At 72.1% G+C, this 14,392-nt stretch carries 13 protein-coding genes; 8 read left to right on the top strand and 5 right to left on the bottom strand.

Going from position 1 to position 14,392, the window contains the following annotated elements:
• Positions 1–76 precede the first annotated feature (76 nt).
• The 3 genes from POF73_RS29415 to POF73_RS29405 are packed head-to-tail and all read left to right on the top strand — an operon-like array spanning position 77 to position 3,356.
• Positions 77–1,447: an extracellular solute-binding protein gene (locus POF73_RS29415; RefSeq protein WP_272121468.1), complete on the top strand. Its 1,371-nt coding sequence runs from the start codon at positions 77–79 to the stop codon at positions 1,445–1,447.
• 2 nt (positions 1,448–1,449) lie between these two features.
• Positions 1,450–2,481 carry a carbohydrate ABC transporter permease gene (locus POF73_RS29410; RefSeq protein ID WP_272121466.1) on the top strand — a complete coding sequence of 344 codons (1,032 nt, stop codon included), beginning with the start codon at positions 1,450–1,452 and terminating at the stop codon, positions 2,479–2,481.
• Entirely contained in the window at positions 2,478–3,356 is an 879-nt protein-coding gene (locus POF73_RS29405; RefSeq protein WP_272121464.1) for a carbohydrate ABC transporter permease, read from the top strand. Before POF73_RS29410 ends, POF73_RS29405 begins: the two co-directional genes overlap by 4 nt.
• Here POF73_RS29405 and POF73_RS29400 read toward each other — a convergent pair.
• Positions 3,320–5,491 (bottom strand): glycoside hydrolase family 3 N-terminal domain-containing protein, encoded by a 2,172-nt coding sequence (locus POF73_RS29400; RefSeq protein WP_272121548.1) that lies wholly within the window; start codon positions 5,489–5,491, stop codon positions 3,320–3,322. The two genes, POF73_RS29405 and POF73_RS29400, sit on opposite strands and share 37 nt — an antisense overlap.
• A gap of 149 nt (positions 5,492–5,640) precedes the next feature.
• Positions 5,641–6,696, bottom strand: coding sequence for an N-acetylglucosamine kinase (locus POF73_RS29395; RefSeq protein WP_272121462.1), 1,056 nt, complete (start codon positions 6,694–6,696; stop codon positions 5,641–5,643).
• A gap of 27 nt (positions 6,697–6,723) precedes the next feature.
• Between POF73_RS29395 and POF73_RS29390 the strand changes: the two genes are divergently transcribed.
• A complete protein-coding gene (locus tag POF73_RS29390) occupies positions 6,724–7,995 on the top strand; it encodes a glycoside hydrolase 5 family protein (RefSeq protein WP_443049661.1) in 1,272 nt (423 codons plus the stop codon).
• A 21-nt stretch (positions 7,996–8,016) separates the two neighbouring features.
• Here the strand turns inward: POF73_RS29390 and POF73_RS29385 are convergent, their stop codons facing one another.
• On the bottom strand, positions 8,017–9,510 hold the full coding sequence (locus tag POF73_RS29385; protein WP_272121460.1) for a glycoside hydrolase family 3 N-terminal domain-containing protein: 1,494 nt from the start codon (positions 9,508–9,510) through the stop codon (positions 8,017–8,019).
• Between the two features lie 259 nt (positions 9,511–9,769).
• On the opposite strand from POF73_RS29385, the gene POF73_RS29380 reads away from it, so the two are divergent.
• From POF73_RS29380 to POF73_RS29370, 3 genes are all read left to right on the top strand, one after another.
• The gene (locus POF73_RS29380; protein WP_272121458.1) at positions 9,770–10,792 is read left to right on the top strand and encodes a lysylphosphatidylglycerol synthase transmembrane domain-containing protein; all 1,023 of its coding nucleotides are present in this window, start codon (positions 9,770–9,772) and stop codon (positions 10,790–10,792) included.
• 195 nt (positions 10,793–10,987) lie between these two features.
• Positions 10,988–12,199 (top strand): MFS transporter, encoded by a 1,212-nt coding sequence (locus POF73_RS29375; RefSeq protein WP_272121456.1) that lies wholly within the window; start codon positions 10,988–10,990, stop codon positions 12,197–12,199.
• A 176-nt stretch (positions 12,200–12,375) separates the two neighbouring features.
• On the top strand, positions 12,376–12,930 hold the full coding sequence (locus POF73_RS29370) for a TetR/AcrR family transcriptional regulator (protein ID WP_272121454.1): 555 nt from the start codon (positions 12,376–12,378) through the stop codon (positions 12,928–12,930).
• A gap of 52 nt (positions 12,931–12,982) precedes the next feature.
• On the opposite strand, the gene POF73_RS29365 is transcribed toward POF73_RS29370, so the two are convergent.
• The gene (locus POF73_RS29365) at positions 12,983–13,288 is read right to left on the bottom strand and encodes a hypothetical protein (protein ID WP_272121452.1); all 306 of its coding nucleotides are present in this window, start codon (positions 13,286–13,288) and stop codon (positions 12,983–12,985) included.
• Positions 13,289–13,313: 25 nt separating this feature from the next.
• Here POF73_RS29365 and POF73_RS29360 point away from each other — a divergent pair, with 25 nt between their 5' ends.
• Positions 13,314–13,550, top strand: coding sequence for an SIP domain-containing protein (locus POF73_RS29360; protein ID WP_272121450.1), 237 nt, complete (start codon positions 13,314–13,316; stop codon positions 13,548–13,550).
• A 44-nt stretch (positions 13,551–13,594) separates the two neighbouring features.
• On the opposite strand, the gene POF73_RS29355 is transcribed toward POF73_RS29360, so the two are convergent.
• Positions 13,595–14,341 carry a PP2C family protein-serine/threonine phosphatase gene (locus POF73_RS29355; RefSeq protein WP_272121448.1) on the bottom strand — a complete coding sequence of 249 codons (747 nt, stop codon included), beginning with the start codon at positions 14,339–14,341 and terminating at the stop codon, positions 13,595–13,597.
• Between the last annotated feature and the right edge of the window lie 51 nt (positions 14,342–14,392).

The following is a 14,392-nucleotide window of genomic DNA, read 5'->3' as shown; positions in this document are numbered from 1 at the left end:
CTGGTCCACCTTTTCATCAATCGGAGCAGAAGTTGGTTAATTGAACCGTCAGCTGGCTGGTTGCAGGAGGGTACACATGCGTGCGAGACGACTGACCGGAACTCTGACCTGCCTCGTCCTTCTGACGCTCACGGCCGCCGGATGCGGCCTGTCCGGCGGATCCGACGACGGCGACGCCACGGCCGGCGGCTGCAAGGTCGACAAGGCGAACGTCGGGTCCGGCCCGCTCTCCGGGGACGTCAAGGGCAGCATCACCTTCCAGACGACCAACCTGAAGAAGGACTTCGGCGACTACTTCAACGGCGTCATCGCCTCCTTCGAGAAGGAGCACCCGGACACGAAGGTCAAGTGGATCGACGACCCGGGCGACGCCACCTTCACCCAGCGCCTGGTCGCCGACGCGCAGGGCTGCACGCTGCCGGACGTGGTGAACATCAACGTCAACACGGCGATCGCGCTCACCAAGAACGGCTATCTGCTCGACCTGGACAAGAAGGCGCCGGACGCGGGCGAGCCGTTCGTCCCCGCGCTGTGGAAGTCGAGCCTCTACGCGGACGCCTCCGGCACCAAGGTGCACTCCGTACTGCCCTGGTACTCCGGCGGCATCGTGCAGACGTTCAACACCGAGCTGATGAAGAGGGCGGGCCTGGACCCGGCCAAACCTCCGACGACCGTCCTCGGCCTCTTCGAGGACGCCCAGAAGGTGGCCAAGGCATCGGGCGGCAAGTACTACGCCTTCCTCGCCAACCCGCAACTGCGCATCCCGGCCGACTGGCAGCAGATGGGCATCAAGATCTTCGCCGCCGACGGCAAGTCGTTCACCTTCGCCGACGACCAGAAGACCGTGCGGTGGGTCGAGGCCATGACCAAGCTGTACAAGGCCGGCGGGATGCCCCGGGACTCCCTCTCCTCGACCCAGGACCCGGCCAACGTCTACGGCCAGGCAAAGCTGGTCTACGGCCCCACCAACCCCAACTTCCTGCGGTTCATCCAGCAGAACAACCCGACCGTCTACAAGAAGACCGGCGTCGCCCGCTTCATGCTGGACGACCTCGGCCACACCGTCGGCGCCCCGCAGTACATGGGCGTGGCCTCCACCAGCAAGAACGCGACGACCGCCCTCTCCTTCGCGCGGTTCCTGACCAACGCGCAGAACCAGCTGGAGTGGGCGAAGGACCCGAACGTGGTGATCTTCCCGTCGACCACGGCATCCCTGGACGACCCGTTCTTCCAGTCGGTCAAGGGCACGGACCCCTTCGCCGAGGCCCGGAAGATCGTCGCCAGTGACCGCAAGACCGCGACGGCGGACGAAGTCGCCCTCACGCCGGGCGAGTTGAACGCGATCTCGGCCCAGATCCAGCTGGCCATGCAGGGCAAGAAGAGCGCGGCGGACGCTCTGAAGGACGCCCAGTCCAAGGCCAACGAGCTGATCGAGCAGGCAGGCTGACGATGGCTCAGCACACCGTGGGCCGGGCGCCCGCTCCGACTCCCCTGGGATCGGGCGCCCCCCGCCCCGGCTCCGTACCCGAACCACCGGGGCGCCTGCGCCGCGTCCTGCGTTCCGTGGTCCCCGGCCCGACCGCGGACGCGGGGGGCGCGGCGCTGTATCGCCGCTGGTGGCTGCCGTGGCTGTGGATGCTCCCGGCGATCGTGGGCACGACCGTCTTCGGGGTGTTCCCGTTCCTCAACACGATCGTGGTGTCCTTCACCGACGCCAAGCCGCTCGGCGGCGCGTACGACGTGGTGGGCCTGGACAACTACACCCGGATGCTGGGGGACCCGGACTTCTGGCTGGCCACCCGCAACAGCCTGCTGTACGCACTGATCGTGGTCCCGCTGATGGTGCTGCTGCCGCTGCTGCTCGCGGTCCTGGTGGAGAAGAACCTCCCGGGCATCGGCTTCTTCCGCTCCGCCTTCTACACGCCGGTCCTCGCCTCGTCCGTGGTCGTCGGCCTGAGCTGGCAGTGGCTGCTGAGCGACCAGGGCCTGGTCAACACCTGGCTGCAGAAGGCGCACCTCATCCGCGAGGCCGTTCCCTTCCTGTCCGACTCCTGGCTGATCCTGCTGTCGGCGATGGGCCTGACGCTGTGGAAGGGCCTCGGCTGGTACATGATCTTCTACCTGGCCGCGCTCGGAAACGTGCCCAGGGAACTCCACGAGGCGGCGGCCGTGGACGGCGCGGGCGCGATCCGCCGCTTCTGGCATGTCACGGTCCCCGGCGTCCGCACGTCGATGATGCTGGTCGGCACCCTCACCGGCATCGGCTCGCTGCGCGTCTTCACCGAGATCTACATGCTCGGCGGCGCCACCGGCGGCCCCGGCGGCGCCGACCGCACGCTCCCCTTCTACATCCGCGACGTCGGCCTCGACCCCCTCACCGGCAACGCCGGCTACGGCGCTGCGGTCAGCGTCGCCCTGTTCGCTCTCACCCTGGGCCTGACGCTGCTCGCCCAGCGCCTGACGAAGGAGGACGAGGCATGACCACGGCTGTGGAGAGGCGCAGGCGCCTGATGCCCCGCTGGCGCGACTACGGCCGTCCGCGCGAACTCGTCGTCCGCTACCTGCTGTTGGTCTTCGTCCTGTTCATCACGGTCGGCCCGCTGCTCTGGCAGGTGCTGTCCTCCCTGAAGGGCGCCGGCGAGGACGTCTTCGGCGCGGGCGCCTCCCTGATCCCGCACCACCCCACCCTGCGGGCCTACCGCGAGGTCTTCGCCCAGGTCCCGGTGTGGACGTACATCAGGAACAGTCTGTTCGTCGCGGTCATCTCGATCGCCAGCCAGCTCGTCTTCTCCACCCTGGCCGGCTACATGCTCTCCAAGCCGGGCTGGAAGGGCCGCAAGCTGGTCTGGGTGCTGCTGATGGCGTCCATGATGTTCCCGTTCGAGTCGATCATGGTGTCGCTGTTCCTGAGCGTCCGGGACATGGGCCTGGTCGACAACCTCGTGGGCGTCTGGCTGCCCGGCTTCGTCGCCGCGATCAACGTCCTCATCATGCGGGCCGCGTTCCTCGCCGTCCCGCGCGAGATCGAGGACGCGGCGATGCTGGACGGCGCGGGCGAGTGGAAGCGGTTCCGTCACCTGTACCTGCCGTCGGCCTACGGCGCGATCCTGGTCGTCACCATCAACACCTTCATCAGCGCCTGGGACGACTTCCTCTGGCCGCTGATCGTGCTGCGCTCCGAGGAGCACTTCACGCTGACACTGGGGCTGGCCCGGCTGCAGACCTCGTCGTTCGGCTACGACCAGCGGCTGGTGATGGCGGGCTCGGTGATCTCGGTGATCCCGGTGCTGGTGCTGTTCGTGATCACGCAGCGGTGGTTCTACAAGGGGGTCTCGTCGGGGGCCGTGAAGCTCTGAGTCGGTACGGCGGTCAGCGCCGCCCGCGCCGACTCGGCGACCCGGAACTCGACCACCGTGCCGGGCGGGACGGCGGCCTCCTCGTCGGCGCCGAGCGGGAAGGCGACCGTGCGGGTCTCGCCAGGCGCCAGCTCGACGGCCTGGAAGCCGCACAGTTCGAGGGTGCGCGGCCAGACGGGCGTCCGCAGCCGGCGCAGATAGAGCTGGGCAACCGAACGGCCCTGCCGCCGACCGGTGTTGGTGACGTCCGCCTCGACCGCGAGCCCGGACAGCCGCGGTGGACCGTACGCGAAGCTCGTGTACGACAGCCCGTGCCCGAAGGAGTGCGGCGGCTCGGCGCTCTCGTCCACGTAGCCGCCGTACTCGATGTCCTTGTGGTTGTAGTGGACGGGGAGTTGGGCGGCGGAGCGCGGGACGGAGAGCGGGAGGCGGCCGAGCGGCTCCGTCAGCCCGAGCAGTACCTCGGCGATCGCCTCGCCGCCCCACGGGCCGGGGTACCAGGCGGTGAGCAGGGCGCCCGCGGTGTCGGGCACGACGTGTGGGCGGCCCTGGATCAGGACGACCGCCGTCGGCGTGCCCGTGGCGACCACGGCGTCCAGCAGTGCGTACTGGCCGCGGCCCAGCCCCAGCCCGGCCAGGTCGGCGCCTTCGCCGCAGGTCATGTGGGAGACGGCGGTCCGCGCGGCACCGTTGGCGTCGAACTCCGTGTCGGGCGTACGGGCGCTGCTGCCGCCCAGCACGAGCACGGCCAGGTCGGAGGCGGCGGCCACGGCGACCGCGGCGGGGATGCCGGAGAGGTCGTCGCCGGTGAGGGCGCAGCCAGGGGCGTGGCGGATGTCGACGCCGGGCCGGGCGAGGGTGCGCAGGGCATCGAGGACGCTGGTGCCCGTGCCGGGGGGTTGCGGGGCGGTGTAGTCGCCCAACTGGTGGGCGGTCGTGGCCGATTGGGGTCCCAGGACGGCGATACGGGAGACGGAGTCCGGGACCGGCAGTACGCCGTCGTTGCGGAGCAGCGTGACGGCGGCGCGGGCAAGGGCCGTGCTCAGGTCCCTGCCGCCGGTCGGGGGCGCGGTCGTGTCGCCGTGCCGCCGGTCGAACAGCCCCAGCCGGAACTTGAGCCGCAGGACGCGGGCGACGGCGGCGTCGACGGCCTCCTCGGCCACCAGCCCTCGCTCGACCGCCTCTTCCAGGTGGGTGAAGCCCTCGTCCCAGAGGCTCAGATCGACACCGGCGTCGAGCGCGAGCGCGCCCGCCGACACCTTGTCGCCGGTGATCCGGGCCAGCCGGTCCACGGCGAGTCCGTCCGCCATGACCAGACCCTCGAACCCCCACTGGACCCTGAGGAGTTCGGTGAGCAGGGCGCGGTTGCCGGCGCAGGGCAGCCCGTCGACCTGGTTGTACGCGGCCATGACGGCGGCGGCCCCGGCGCGGATGCCGGCCCGGGCGGCGGGGAGGTGGATCTCGTGCAGTTCCCGCAGCCCCAGTTCGGACTCGGCGGAGTTCCGGCCGCCGACGGTGGCGCCCTGACCGGCGAAGTGCTTGAGGACCACGGCGGCCTTGCCGGCGGCGAAGTGCTCGCCGGGCTCCCCCTGCATCCCGCGTACGACGGCCTCCGTGAGGCGGGCCGCCAGGTACGGGTCCTCGCCGAAGCACTCCTCGGTGCGGCCCCAGCGCGGGTCACGGGCGATGTCCAGCGCCGAGACCAGGGCGACATGGCCACCCCGGGCGCGCAGTTCGGCGGCGGCGTGGGCGGCGGCGCGCTCGTACAGCGCCGGATCCCAGGTGGCGCCGACGGCCAGATTGACCGGGAGGACCGTGCCGTCGAGGGCCATCAGTCCGTGCGGCACCTCCTCGACGAACAGCGCGGGGATCCCGAACCGGCTGCGCTCGACGACATGCCGCTGCACCAGCTCGGCGAGGGCCGCGCCGTCCTCGGCGCCGGGTCCCTCGCCGTGCTCGACACCGGACCAGGCGTCGGCGCGTTGGAGGCCGTAGAGGGCGCCGAGTCCCTCGAAGCGGTCGGTCTCGGCGTACAGGGCGTCGGTGAGTTGGAAGCCGCCGTCGGGGGTGCGGTGGTAGGCGTTCCAGCCGTACATCCGCTGGTTGAGCTGGCCGACCTTCTCACGCAGGGTCATACGGGAGAGGAGGTCGCGGACGCGGGCGTCGACGGGGGCGGTGGGGTCGCGGTGGAGCGGGGTGTGAGGGGTGTGGGGGGTGAGCGGGGCGTGGGGGGTGAGCGGGGTGTGCGGGAGGCCGGTGCGGTGCCGCTGCTCGGCGGAGCCGGTCATCCGTCGTGTCCCGCGTCGTGTCCCATGCCGTACCCCATGTCGTGGCCCAGGCGGGCGAGGGCGACGGCACCCCTGGAGCCGTCGGGAACCCAGTCGAGGGTGAGGCCGAGCGGCTGCGTCCGGGCGGAGAGGAGGGCGGTCAGCGGCCCGTCCGGGCCGAGCAGGCCGCCGGTCGCGACGATCCGCTCCCCGGGCCGGGGTTCGAGGGCGCGGACGAGGCCGGACAGGTGGTCGGCCGCCCCTTCGAGGATTCCCTGGGCCACGGCGTCCCTGTGGCCGGCGGCCTCCGCGACGAGCGGTGCCAGTTCGGCCAGGTGGACCGGCGGCCGGTCCATGACGGCGGGGAGCAGGTGCATGCGGTAGGCCTCGTGCCGGGCCCGGGTCCAGGACGCGTCGCCGTACGGGCCCGGGGCACCCGGCGGCAGCACGTCCTCCGGCACCCCCAGCGCCCGTCCCACCGAGGCGCCCAGCGCCGTAGGCCCGCCCCGCCCGTCCGCCATGCGCAGCGCCACCCGCACCGCCTCGCGCCCGATCCAGAAGCCGCTGCCGTCGTCACCGAGCAGCCAGCCGTCGCCGCCTGCTGTCGTGGTGCACGCGCGTGCGGTGACGCGTGCCGCGACCGCGCCGGTGCCGGCCACCAGGGCGAGCCCGTCGGCGGGATGCCCCGGCGCCGAGGCGAACGCGGCCTCGATGTCGCTGTGCACCTCGACCTCGGCGGCGTCGATGCCGAGCCGCCGCAGTGCGACGGTGAGCGCGGCGTGCGCCCTGACGCGGCCCGGCTCGTCCGGAGCGGTCCGCGAGGCACCGGCGAACCCGCCCGCCACGGCCACGACCCGGCCGCGCAGCGCTTCCGGCACGGCGCGGGCGAGGGCCTCGGCGAGGTGCTCGGTGAGCTGCGGTCCGGGAACGGTCAGCGCGTTGCCGGGTCCGGAGACGCCCTCACCCTCGGGCTCGTCCTCTTCCACGGGCGCCAGGACGGCGCGCGTGCGGGTGCCGCCGGCGTCGAGGCCGACGACGTATGCCGGGGCCTCGTCGGGCGAGGTTTGGTTCAATTCACTATTCATCATCGACCATGGTGGTTGATACATTCGCGACGTACAAGGGCAGGACGCCCAGGACCCGGGGAGGATCCCATCCACACGCTCCGCTTCGGCGTCAACTACACGCCCCGCCACGGGTGGTTCCACTCCTGGCACGACTTCGACCCCGCACGGGCGCGTGCGGACCTCGACGCGATAGCCGCGCTCGGCCTCGACCACATCCGCGTCTTCCACCTCTGGCCGCTGCTCCAGCCCAACCGCACCCTGATCCGCCGCACGGCCGTGGACGACCTGACTCATCTGGTCGACCTGGCGGGCGAGGCCGGTCTCGACGTCATGGTGGACGGCGTACAGGGCCATCTGTCGAGCTTCGACTTCTACCCGGAGTGGACGCGCAGCTGGCACCACCGCAACGTGTTCACCGACCCGGAGGCCATCGAGGCCCAGGCCACCCTTCTGCGCACCCTCGGCCGCGCCCTCGCCGGCCGCCCCCACCTCATCGGCCTCCAGCTCGGCAACGAGCTCAACAACCTGGTCGAGCACAACCCGGTGACGGCGGACGAGGTCGACCACTATCTCGACACCCTGCTGGCCGCCGCCCGGGACGGACTCGGCGACGGCGGCCTGGTCACGCACTCCGCGTACGACGCCGCCTGGTACGGCGACGACCACCCCTTCACGCCCGAGGCCTCCGCCCGCAAGGGCGACCTGACCACCGTCCACCCATGGGTGTTCTCCGGCGACTGCGCCCGCCGCTACGGCCCCCGCTCCCCGCAGGTCCAGCACCTCGCCGAGTACGGCACCGAGCTGGCCAAGGCCTACGCGACCGACCCGGCACGTCCCGTCTGGGTCCAGGAGACGGGCGCGCCGGAACCGCACATCCCGGCCACCGACGCGGCGGACTTCGCGCGCGCCACCGTGCGGAACGCCGCCGGGTGCGCGGGGCTGTGGGGCGTGACCTGGTGGTGCTCCCACGACGTGGACCGCTCGCTGTCCGACTTCCCGGAACTGGAGTACACACTGGGCCTGTTCGACTCGTCCGGCCGCCCGAAGCCGATCGCGAAGGCCCTCGCCGAGACCATCGCCGAACTGCGCCGGGCGCCCGAGAACGCACCGCCGCGCGACATCGCCCTGCTGCTGGACTGCGAGTCGGGCACCCGATCGGTGTCCGGCCCGGGCGGCGCGTTCTTCGAGTCGTGGATGAGGCTGCGGACGGAAGGGGTGCGACCGGCGGTGGTCCTGGCCGACCGGGCACTGGACGCGGAGCACCTGGCGGCGCGGGGCATCAGGGAGGTCGTACGGCCGACCTGAGCACTGAGGGCGAGTCGCCCGTCAGATGCCCGCCAGCGCCTCGGCCACCGCCCGCAGGTTCACCCGCCCCCGCCCGTAGGAGCACAGCGCGCCGCCCTCCGGCAGCCCCGTGTCCACGCGGACGGCGTCCGGTCGGCGGCCCAACAGGGCGTCACGCAAGCGCCGTTGCCAGGGGTGCAGCCCGGCGTCGCAGGTGGCCACGACCAGTGGAGCCGCTCCGCAGTGGCCGACGATGCCCTCGACGAGAGCGTCCGGATCGGCGCACTCACCCGTGACCGCCGTGCCGGTGGCCGTGGGGTCGACGGCGCGCACCTCGGTCAGCAGGTCCTCGCCGCCCCAGTTGAGTGCGGGGTGCGGCGGCGGGAAGAGGTCGACGACATGGGCGCCGCGCACGGCGGGCGGTACGCCCCGGCCGCGTACGGCGCGCCGCGCGGCGGTGAGACCGGCCCCGGCGTCCCAGTCGGCGACCTCGCCGGGCGGGGTGGCATAGCGCTCGGCGAGCCGTCGTACCCGGCCGGCGGCCTCCTCGACGCGCTCCGGGGCGAGCACGCCGGTCCGCAGCGCGTCGAGCACCGCGTCCCGGCAGGCCAGCGTGACGTCCAGGTCCGGTACGGCGACGATGACCTGGTCGGCTCCGGCGGCGAGGGCGATGCGCGCGCCGGCCGCCTCGCCGTACGCGTCGGCGATGGCCTTCATCTCCAGCGCGTCGCTGACGAGGACGCCGTCGAAGCCGAGGTCGTGGCGGAGCAGGTCGCCCAGGATGCGGCGGCTGAGCGTGGCGGGCCGGTTGGGGTCGAGCGCCGGGAACACGACATGGGCGCTCATCAGCATCGGCACACCCGCGGCGACGGCCGCACGGAACGGCTCGACGTCGACGCGGAGTTCGTCGTACGGCCGCGGGTCGACGGCCAGGCCGTGGTGGCTGTCGGTGGCGGTGCCGCCATGGCCGGGGAAGTGCTTGGCGCAGGAGGCTATGCCGCGGGCCTCGGTGGCGGTGATCCAGGCGCGCAGATGGCGGGCGGCGCGTTCGGGGCCGGCGCCGAAGGAGCGGGTGCGCACGATCGGGTTGTCCGGCCGGTGCTGGAGGTCGGCGACGGGGGCGTAGGAGGCGGTGATGCCGAGGCGGGCGAGGTGTCCGGCCAGCGCGTCGGCGCAGCGGGCGGTGAGGTTCGGGTCGTCGGCGACACCGAGGGCGTAGGAGCCGGGGACCTCGGGGGCGCCGGCGCTCACCAGGTGGCCGATGCCGCCGCCCTCGTTGTCGATGGCGACCACGAGGTCGGGGCGTATGGCCCGCAGTTCGTCGGTGAGGTGGCGCACCTGCCGTGCGTCGCGGATGTTGCGGGTGAAGAGGATGACGCCGCCGAGGCCGCGGTCGATGAGCTCCTTGAGGGTGTCCGGCACGCTCGTGACCCCGTCGAACCCGGCGACGAGACAGCGGTGGGCGGCTTCGTCCAGGTCGCCGGGGAGCGCGGCGGCCGACCGGAGGGGGACGTGCTCGTGTTCGAAAGGGCTCACCTCGACAATGCTCTGGCTGGGTCAGCCGAAAGTCAACCATCCGGTGGTTTGCTGATTCAACAGCAGAGTGCCGGGGTCGGCTGTGCGGTGCGGTGGGGCGCCGGGGACCCGCTCGCGTCGCCCTCCCGCCGACGCCCCTTCGGATTCCGGACACCATGACGTCATGCCGAACGGGCACGTTGCCGTCGTCCCCTCCTGCCTCGCCCTCTAGTCGTCCGCCCGCCTGCGTGCGGGTGCGACGCGGAAGGACGACCGCGCCGTGTCCTCGCTCCCGCTCAGCGATCTCCCCGGACCGCTGCCCGCCGCGCCAGCCCCGGCGTCGGCCCGCTCCCCCCGCTCCCCCTTCTCCCTCGCCCGCCTCACCCGCCACGCGCTGACCCTGCTCCCGCTCCTGCTGATCGGTGCGTGGGCGGCGGCCGACCGGTCCGCCTTCCTCGACGGGGCCAGGCGGCTCGCCTCCGCCGACCCCTGGTGGCTGCTCGCCGGTCTCTTCTTCACCTGCATGGGCTGGGTGGTCGCCGCCCTGGTCCGCCAAGGGGCCATACCGGAACGTCTGCCGCCGGGCCTGCTGCTCGCGTCGCAGTTCGCGGCCGGCGCCGCCAACCACGTGCTGCCGGCGAGCATCGGCGCCCACGCAGTCACCCTGCGCTTCCTGCAGGGCCAGGGCATACCCCTGGCCCGGGGCACCGCCTCACTCGCCCTGTACTCGCTGGTCAAGCCGATAGCGAAGACGGTCGTGCTGCTCGGCTTCCTGGTGGCCTTCCCCGAGCTGCTGCACCTGGGCGAACTCGTCCCGGACCAGCGGACGTTGCTCCTGGTCGCCGCGGGCGTGACGACCGCTCTCGGCACGGCGGGCGTGCTCGTGGCAGTCGTGCGGCCGCTGCGCCGCCCCCTCGTCTGCTTCGTCCGCACCGCGCTGACCGACGTACGGATCCTGCACACCCGCCCCAGCCGCGTCCTCGCCCTGTGGGGCGGGGCCGCGGCCACCCCGCTGCTCCAGGCCGGCGTGATCGCCTCGATCGGCTTCGCCCTGGGCCTGCCGCTGTCCTGGACTCAGGTGACCCTCGCCCTCCTCCTCGCCAGCACGGCGGTGGGCGCCGTGCCCGCACCCGGCGGCATCGGCCCCGTGGACGCGGCCCTGGTGTTCACGATGGTCACCTTCGGCGCCCCGACGGGCCTCGCGGCGGCCACCGTCATCGGCTACCGCGTCCTGACGGTGTGGGTCCCGCTGCTGCCGGGCGCACTCATACTGTCGATCATGGTCCAGCGCAAGATCCTCTGACCGACGCCCACTCACGGACCCGCCGACGCCGACCGGCAGCCTCTCGTAGCCTCGACAATCCACATTGAATAGACGAGACGACTAGTCTAGTCTTTTTGAATAGACGCAACGGTAAGTCTCGTATCACTGGCGCGTCGCTCAGCCTGCGACAACTCACGAGAGGCCACAGCAGTGGGCAACCCCACCGTCCGGTCCATGGACTCCACGGACCGAACCGACACACCGGACAGAATGAAGGGCGGCGGACTCGCCGTGTTCAGCGTGGCCTTCGCCTTGTGGATCACCATGGCGGGCACCACGGCGCCGACTCCCCTCTACCCGCTCTACGGCGAGCAGTTCGGCTTCACACCCTTCACCGTGACCGTCGTCTTCGCCGTCTACGCGCTCGGCGTCGTTCTCGGACTGCTGCTCTTCGGGCGCCTCTCGGACCAGGTGGGGCGCCGCCCGGTGCTCATCGCGGCCACGCTGCTGTCCGTGTGCGCGGCGGCCGTCTTCCTGGTCGCCCAGAACGTCGGGGTCATGCTCGTCGCCCGGGTCGTCTCCGGGTTCTCGGCCGCCCTGGTGACCGGTGCGGCCACCGCCTCCCTCGCCGAACGGCTCGGGCCCACCGCGCGCGTAAAGCCCGCCACCATCGCGCTGTTCGCCAACATGGGCGGCCTGGCGTGCGGCACGCTGCTCGCCGGCGTCCTGGCCGATGTCGCCCCGTCCCCGCTGCGCACGCCGTGGGTCGTCATGCTCGTCCTGGCCGCCATCGGCATGCTCGGTGTCATGGTGAACGGGGAGAGCTGCGCGCACCGGACCGGCTTCTCCCTGCAGTTCCAGCCGCTGCACGTGCCGAGCGAGATCCGCTCGGACTTCCTGCGCTCCGCCATGGCGGCCGGTTCGGGCTTCGCGGTGCTCGGCGTGCTGACCGCCGTGACCGGACTGTTCCTCGGCACCGTGCTCAACGAAACCAGCCATGCGCTCACCGGCCTCGTGGTCTTCATCGCCTTCGCCTGCACCGCGCTCGGCCAGCTCCTGGTCCGTGCGCTCAAGCCGGCCACCGCCCTGCCCGCCGCCTGCCTGGGCCTGATCGTCGCGGCCGCCCTGATCGCCACGTCGATGGCCACCGGCACCCTGGCACCCCTGCTGATCGGCGCCGCGGTCAACGGGCTCGCGACGGGAATCGCCGTGGGCCACGGCATCGGCAGCATCACCACGCGCAGCGCTCCCCAGCACCGGGGCGCCTCGGTGTCCACCTTCTTCGCCATCCTGTACTCGATGCTGGCGGTACCCGCGATCGGCGTGGGTGTCCTGATCCGCGAGACCAGCCTGCGCCCTGCGGGCGAGACGTTCAGCGCAGCGGTGGCCGCGCTCTCCCTCTGCGTCCTGCTCAGCCTGGTGCGGACGGGCAGGAAGGCCGCCTGATCCCGCCATCGCTCGCCACGACGGACGGCGGATCCGCTGTGCCAGAATCTCAGCAGTGACACGACTCGAAAGGTTGACGGACCATCAGCGCCACGCGTAAGCCACGACCCGCCTGCGAACAGGCCGAGGTCATCAGCCGAACCGGCCCTCACCGCAGCGAGAGTGTCCGGCTGGCGGTGCTGAACGCCGCGGACGATCTCCTCGTCGAGCGGGGGTTCGCCGGTCTGACCATCGAGGGCATCGCCCAGCGCGCCGGCGTGGCCAAGCAGACGATCTACCGCTGGTGGAAGTCGAAGGTCGACATCCTCCTGGACACCCTCATCGACGACGCCCGTGAAGCCCTTCAGTGGCGGACGGACGAGACCGTGAGCGCCGAGGAGAACCTCGCCTCCCATCTCCGGCGCGTGGCCGACTTCTTCGAGGAGCCGGCCGGCCAGGTGCTCCAGGCACTGCTCGGCCACGCCCAGCTGGAGAGCGACACCGCCGCGTCACTGCGGGACGGCTTCCTGAAGGAGCAACGCGAACGCGACATGACCGGCCTGCGCGAGCTCCTCGCCCGCGATCACGGGACCACCGTCGACGACCGGACCCTCGACCACCTCGTCGATCTGCTGCTCGGCCCGCTCTACTACCGGGTACTCGTGGCCGGCACACCCATCGACAGGGAACTCGTGGACTCCACCGCACGACTCGTGCTGGCTCTCGCCCGTGAGCCGTCACCCAAGGCCTGATCACTGGCCGTTGCATGAGAGTGGCCCCCGGCTCGACAGCCGGGGGCCACTTTCACAAGCAACGGTCAATGCGGCCCGGACAGTCGGCGAAGAGCAGCGAGCGGCCTCCACCGTCGGGCACGAGGTGCAGGGACACGGCCCGCAGGAAGGGGTGCCGGCGCAGGCCGTCCAGCAGGGCGCCGATGTGCTGCGGCCGTCCGGCGAGCCGCCCGATCAGCGAGGTGCGGTCGGCGGGTACTGCGTCGGGCCTTCCGGAGCGCGAGCACAGCAGGAACCGTGTGGTGGCACCCGCGGTGTCCTGTATCCCGGTGGCGGCGGCGCGCAGTCCGTAGTGGCCGGCGGCGAACTCACCGGCCACCGCGGCATCGCACTCCGACCTGGACGTGGTCTGGATCCACCGGGCCGCCGACCGGCCCGGGGAGGCACTGCGGGACGCCGTACTCAAGGCCACCGTTCCCTCGCAGGGCGGCGCCGCGTGGGCGGCCGGCGAGTCCGGTGCCATCCGGGAGATGCGCCGCCACTTCACGGAGGGCCTGGGCCTGGACCGCCGGCACACCTACGCGAAGGGCTACGGGAAGCTGGACGAGGCTGACCAGCGCGATCCCCTGGCCTCGGACTGACACCAGGCACCGACACCGGCACCGTCCGGTCCGGTGACCGCGCGCTACTCCTCCCCGACCCGCACCACCGCGACCGTGATGTTGTCCGGCCCGCCCGCGTCGATCGCGGCCTTCCACAGCTCGAAGGCCGCCCGCCCGTCGTCGTGCTCGTCGAGGATCCGCTCAAGGACGTCTGTGGGCACCGGGTCGGTGAGGCCGTCCGAGCAGATCAGGTAGCGCTCGCCGGGTGTCGGGGTCTCGGACGTGACGTGGGGATGGATGGCGCGGTAGGTGGGCGAGCCGCCCAGGCACTGGGTGACCAGGGAGGTGGTCCGGCCCGGCGGATGTGGTGGATTGTCGTCGACGCTCACCTGGCGCAGCCCGTCGCCGCCGGCCGCGAGGACCTGACTGTCGCCGACGTTGAAGACCAGGACCGAGTCGGACTGCACGACGACGCCGGCGACCGTGGTCCCCATGGCGGTGAGCTCGGTCACCTGGTCGCCGCCGGCCGCCTGGTACACGGCGCGGTTGCAGGTGTTCACAACGTCGCGGACGGCGACCTCGCTGGTCAGGGCCGGGCCCAGCGCGGCGAGCTGCCGGGCGACCAGGGAGCTGGCCACCTCACCGCCGGGATGCCCGCCGAGCCCGTCGGCGACGGCAACGACGAGCGGGGTGCCGAGTGGGAAGACCAGGGTCTGTGGATTCTCGGTCACCGTGCCGCACAGGGTCCACGGCCCGACGACGAGGCTGTCCTCGTTCCGCTCGCGCAGCAGGCCGGGATGACTGATCGCACTCACAGCGACGTACGGCACAAGCCGCCACCGCCTTCCCGCACGGGTCACGACGCCGGGCCGGGACTCCGG

The organism is Streptomyces sp. HD (assembly GCF_028369295.1).
GTDB lineage: Bacteria > Actinomycetota > Actinomycetes > Streptomycetales > Streptomycetaceae > Streptomyces.
This window is presented reverse-complemented; position numbering and strand designations above follow the sequence as displayed.